Source organism: Pseudomonas sp. MIACH, assembly GCF_001269925.1.
GTDB lineage: Bacteria > Pseudomonadota > Gammaproteobacteria > Pseudomonadales > Pseudomonadaceae > Aquipseudomonas.
The window spans coordinates 1-5,016 of record NZ_LHVO01000023.1 but is presented as its reverse complement, the minus strand read 5'-3'; the positions used below and the strand labels follow the sequence as shown (position 1 = coordinate 5,016).

At 63.9% G+C, this 5,016-nt stretch carries 4 protein-coding genes; all 4 read left to right on the top strand.

Features of this window, described 5'->3' with window-relative positions; translation table 11 throughout:
• The first annotated feature begins 105 nt into the window (after positions 1-105).
• On the top strand, positions 106-1,080 hold the full coding sequence (locus AD670_RS08485) for an ABC transporter substrate-binding protein (protein ID WP_053130495.1): 975 nt from the start codon (positions 106-108) through the stop codon (positions 1,078-1,080).
• Between the two features lie 11 nt (positions 1,081-1,091).
• Entirely contained in the window at positions 1,092-2,447 is a 1,356-nt protein-coding gene (locus AD670_RS08480; protein WP_053130493.1) for an LLM class flavin-dependent oxidoreductase, read from the top strand.
• 136 nt (positions 2,448-2,583) lie between these two features.
• Positions 2,584-3,753: an acyl-CoA dehydrogenase family protein gene (locus AD670_RS08475; RefSeq protein ID WP_053130491.1), complete on the top strand. Its 1,170-nt coding sequence runs from the start codon at positions 2,584-2,586 to the stop codon at positions 3,751-3,753.
• Complete coding sequence (locus AD670_RS08470; RefSeq protein WP_053130488.1) at positions 3,750-4,694, top strand: D-isomer specific 2-hydroxyacid dehydrogenase family protein; 945 nt, start codon at positions 3,750-3,752, stop codon at positions 4,692-4,694. The genes AD670_RS08475 and AD670_RS08470 overlap by 4 nt, the downstream gene beginning before the upstream one ends.
• Positions 4,695-5,016: the final 322 nt, after the last annotated feature.

Here is a 5,016-nt window from a genome sequence, read left to right as displayed (position 1 = left end):
ACCTTCACAGCAGGTTTTTATGGGAATAACGTGAACTCCTCACCGACCCCTTCTCCAGGCGGAGGTAGCCGAACCCTTTTTCGATCTGCCTGGAGCCTGCATCCCATGGTCTTTTCCACTCCGTTCAAACGCCTGCTCCTGGGCACCGCCCTGGCCCTTGGCTTCGCCACCAGCGCCCACGCTGCCGACCTGCAACCGCTGCGGGTGGCCAATCAAAAATCGACGATCAAGACGCTGCTGGAAGTCTCCGGCGAAACGAAAAACGTGCCTTATGAAATCCAGTGGTCGGAATTCCCGTCCGCCTCGCCCCTGGGCGAAGCCTTGAATGCCGGGGCCGTGGATATCGGTGCCCTGGGCGATGCGCCCTACGTGTTTGCCCTTGGCGCCGGCGCCTCGCTCAAGGTGGTCAGCATCATCCACGCCGAAGGGCGTAACACCACCGCCCTGCTGGTGCCCAAGGATTCGCCGATCAAGACGGTGGCCGACCTCAAGGGCAAGAAAATCGTCACCGGCCGCGGCTCCATCGGCCACTACCTGGCGATCAAGGCCCTGGCCACGGCCGGCCTGACCACCAAGGATGTGCAGTTCATTTTCCTGCTGCCCAGCGAGTCGCGCCTGGTGCTGGATAACGGCACTGTCGACGCCTGGTCGACCTGGGACCCCTACACCACCGTGGTCACCTCGCAAAGCCAGGCGCGGATCGTGGCCAGCGGCAACACGCTGTTGAGCAACCACCTGTACCTCGCCGCCACCAGCCAGGCCATCGCCGACAAGCGCACGCAGCTGGACGACTTTGTCGCCCGCGTCGACCGCGCCTACGCCTGGGCCAATACCCACCCCAACGAGTACGCCGCCGCCCAGACCAAAATCACCGGGCTGCCGCTGGCCGTGCATGTGGCCGTGGCCAAGGAAACCCGCCTGAGCCCGGTGCTGATTGACGACAGCGTGATCAGTGGCCTGCAAGCCACCGCCGACACCTACCAACAAGAAGGTCTGCTGACCAAACACATCGACGTGTCCCAGGGCTTCGACAAGAGCTTTAACGCCAAGCGTGCCCCCAACAACCAAGCATCACGCTGAAGGAGCAGAACATGAGCAAGCCACATCCATTGAAAGCGCGCCATTTGAAACTGGGCGCCATGGTCCACGGTGTCGGCCACGGCTGGGGCGAGTGGCGCCATCCGCAGGCGCAACCGAATGCCAGTACGAATTTCGGCTTCTACAAGCAGCAGACCGAACTCGCCGAAGCGGCCAAGTTCGACTTCGTGTTCATCGCCGACAGCCTGCACATCCACGCCAAGTCCAGCCCGCATTACCTCAACCGTTTCGAACCGCTGACCATCCTCTCGGCCCTGGCCGCGTTGACCACGCATATCGGCCTGGTGGCCACCGTGACCGTCAGCTACACCGAGCCCTATCAGGTGGCGCGCCAGTTCGCGTCCCTGGACCATATCAGCGGCGGTCGCGCCGGCTGGAACGTGGTGACCTCGTGGCTCAGCGGCACCGCCGACAACTTCGGTAAAGCCGAACACCCTCCCCACGCCGTGCGCTACCGCATCGCCAAGGAACACCTGAACACGGTCAAGGGCCTGTGGGATTCCTGGGAAGACGACGCCTTTGCCTACAACAAGCAAAGCGGCGAATTCTTCACCCCGGGCAAGCTGCATGCGCTGAACCACAAAGGCGAGTTTTTCTCGGTCAAAGGCCCGCTGAACATTGCGCGCTCGCGCCAGGGCCAACCGGTGATTTTCCAGGCGGGCACATCCGAAGACGGGCGTAACTTTGCGGCGCAGAACTCCGACGCCATCTTTGTGCATGTGGAGAGCATCGAAGAAGGCCTGGCGTATACCCAGGACCTCAAACGCCGCGCCAAAGGCTTTGGCCGTGACGCCGACAGCCTGTCGATCCTGCCGGGCATCCGCCCGATTGTCGGCCGCGACGAGGCCGAAGTGGAAAGCCGCTACCAGCAGGCCGTGGAGTTGGTCACCGTGGAAGACGCCATCGTCGCCCTTGGCCGCCCGTTCAACGACCATGACTTCAGCCAGTACCCGCTGGACGCGCCCTTCCCGGAACTCGGCGACCTGGGCGCCAACAGCCAGAAAGGCGGCTCCGACCGCATCAAGCAACTGGCCAGGGACGAAGGCCTGACCCTGCGCGAAGTGGCGCTGCGCTTCTCGCGGCCCAAGCGTGATTTTGTCGGCACCCCGGAGCAAGTCGCCGACGCGATCCAGACCTGGTTCGAGCGCGGCGCCAGCGATGGTTTCATCATCAACTCGGTGCTGCCGGACGGCTTGCAGTACTTCACCGAACTGGTGGTACCGGTGCTGCAACAGCGCGGCCTGTTCCGTACCGAGTACACGGGCCACACCCTGCGCGACAACCTCGGCCTGGCCGTGCCGGCCAATCGTTACAGCGTGATCGAAGCCCGCGAAAAGGCCCTGGCCTGAACACTATCCCCTGTGGGAGGGGGCTTGCTCCCGATTGCGGTAGGCCTGTCACAGATGGATTGACTGACACACCGCAATCGGGAGCAAGTCGAATCGTCGCACCGCCCCTCCCACATTTTTGACCGAGCACATACTGATGATTCAATCGTCTCTACGCACTGTGAACGTTGTCGATTTCGACGCCCTGCTCGAATACTTGAGCACCGAACTGGCCGGCACTGCGCACCTGTATGACGAGAGCGGCGCCTTCCCCCATGCCAACTTCCAGCGGCTGCATGACCACGGCCTGGTCGCCCTCACCGTGCCCAAGTCCCTCGGTGGCGGCGGTGCCAGCCTGCCCCAGGCGCGCAAGGCGATCAGTGCGATTGCCAAGGGCGAACCGTCCACCGCACTGATCCTGGTGATGCAATACCTGCAACATAACCGCCTGCAAGACAGCAAGACCTGGCCGCCCCACCTGCGTACACAAGTGGCCGAGGACGCGGTGCGCAACGGCGCATTGATCAACGCCCTGCGCGTCGAACCCGACCTCGGCACCCCGGCTCGTGGCGGGCTACCGGCGACCACCGCTGTGCGCACCGCTGAGGGTTGGCGCATCAGCGGGCGCAAGATCTACTCCACCGGCAGCCACGGCCTGAGCTGGTTCAGCGTGTGGGCGCGCAGCGATGACGCCGACCCGCTGGTGGGCGCCTGGCTGGTGCCCAAGGACAGCCCCGGCGTGAGCATCATCGACACCTGGGACCACCTCGGCATGCGCGCCACCTGCAGCCATGAAGTGGTGCTCGACAACGTGCTGGTGCCGCTGGACCACGCCGTCAGCGTCAGCCCCTGGAGCGCGCCGCAACCGGAACTGGATGCCGAAGGTTTCCTGTGGATGTCGGTGCTGCTGTCCTCGGTGTATGACGCCGTGGCCCAGGCCGCGCGGGACTGGCTGGTGAACTGGCTGGAAGAACGCCAGCCGTCCAACCTCGGTGCGGCGTTGTCGACCTTGCCGCGCTTCCAGGAAACCGTCGGGCATATCGACACCCTGCTCTTCGCCAACCGCAGCCTGCTCGACGCCGCCGCCGACGGCCATACCCCGGCCGCCAACGCTGCGCAGTTGAAGTACCTGATCACCCACAACGCTATTCGCGCGGTGGAACTGGCCATCGAGGCTTCCGGCAACCCTGGCCTGTCGCGCCATAGCCCGCTGCAACGCCACTACCGCGATGTGCTGTGCAGTCGCGTACACACCCCGCAGAACGATGCGGTACTGCAAGGCGTCGGCAAAGCCGTGTTTGCCCAACGCCAGAAGGAGCGCACATGAGCCAGGTGATTATTGCCAGCCAACTGGGCGAAGACTACAACGAGGTGATCCGCGCGCGCGTCACCGCGATCCACCCAGGAGCACAGGTCATCGGCGTGCCAGAGGGCGTACCCAGCGACCTGCCGCCCCAGGCGAATATCCTGCTGGCGCGCCCGATCAACGTACGCGGCTACACCGCCCCGAACACCCCGCCACCGGGCTGGCCCTACGGCGCGCAATGGGTACACCTGGTCTCATCGGGCATCGACTTCTACCCGCAATGGCTGTTCAACGGCCCGCCGGTGACCACCTCCAGGGGCAGCGCCGCCGACAACCTGGCCGAGTTCGCCCTGGCGGCGATCTTTGCCGCGTCCAAGCATTTACCGGACATCTGGGTTAAGGATTCGCACTGGAATTTCACCGCCCTGCGCCCGCTTAAGGGCACCACCCTGGGCATCCTTGGCTTTGGTGCGATTGGTGAAAGCCTGGCGCAAAAAGCCCTGGGCCTGGGTATCAAGGTGGTGGCGTTGCGCAAGAGCCAGACACCGTTCGGTATCGGCGTAGAGGCCGCCCGAGACATCCACGACCTGTTCGCCCGCGCCGACCACCTGGTGGTGGCCGCGCCACTGACCGACGCCACGCGGCATATCATCAACCGCGATGTGCTGGGCAGCGCCAAGCCGGGACTGCACCTGATCAACATCGCGCGCGGCGGCCTGCTCGATCAGGAGGCGTTGTTGGAGGCGCTGGATAACGGCCGGATCGGCCTGGCATCGCTCGACGTGACCGAGCCGGAGCCATTGCCGGATGGGCACCCGCTGTACAGCCACCCACGGGTGCGGTTGTCGCCGCATACGTCGGCGATTTCGACCAATAGCCGCAATGAGATTGCCGATACGTTCTTGGCGAATCTGGAGCGCTACGTTTCAGGGATCGCACTGGCGAATCTGGCTAACGCCTGATGCCGTTCAAAAATGTGGGAGGGGCGGAGCGACGATTCGACTTGCTCCCGTGGCGGCCTCTGGGCCGACCATTTGCTGGGGTTGGAATGAGTACATATCCGTTGCTGCGGTAACGGCGACTTAGGGTTCCGCCCTTACGGCGGGTCACTTTTGGAAAAGAGCCCCAAAAGTAACCAAAAAGGCTCTTGCCCCAACACTCGGCACCTCGCCTAGGCTCGGTGTGCCCGAACGCAGGCTTGCCCCCGATAGCGCCGGGTCAGTTAAAAAATAAGTGACTGACACCCGCTCATCGGGGGCAAGCCCTAATGCCGGTCAGTTAAGG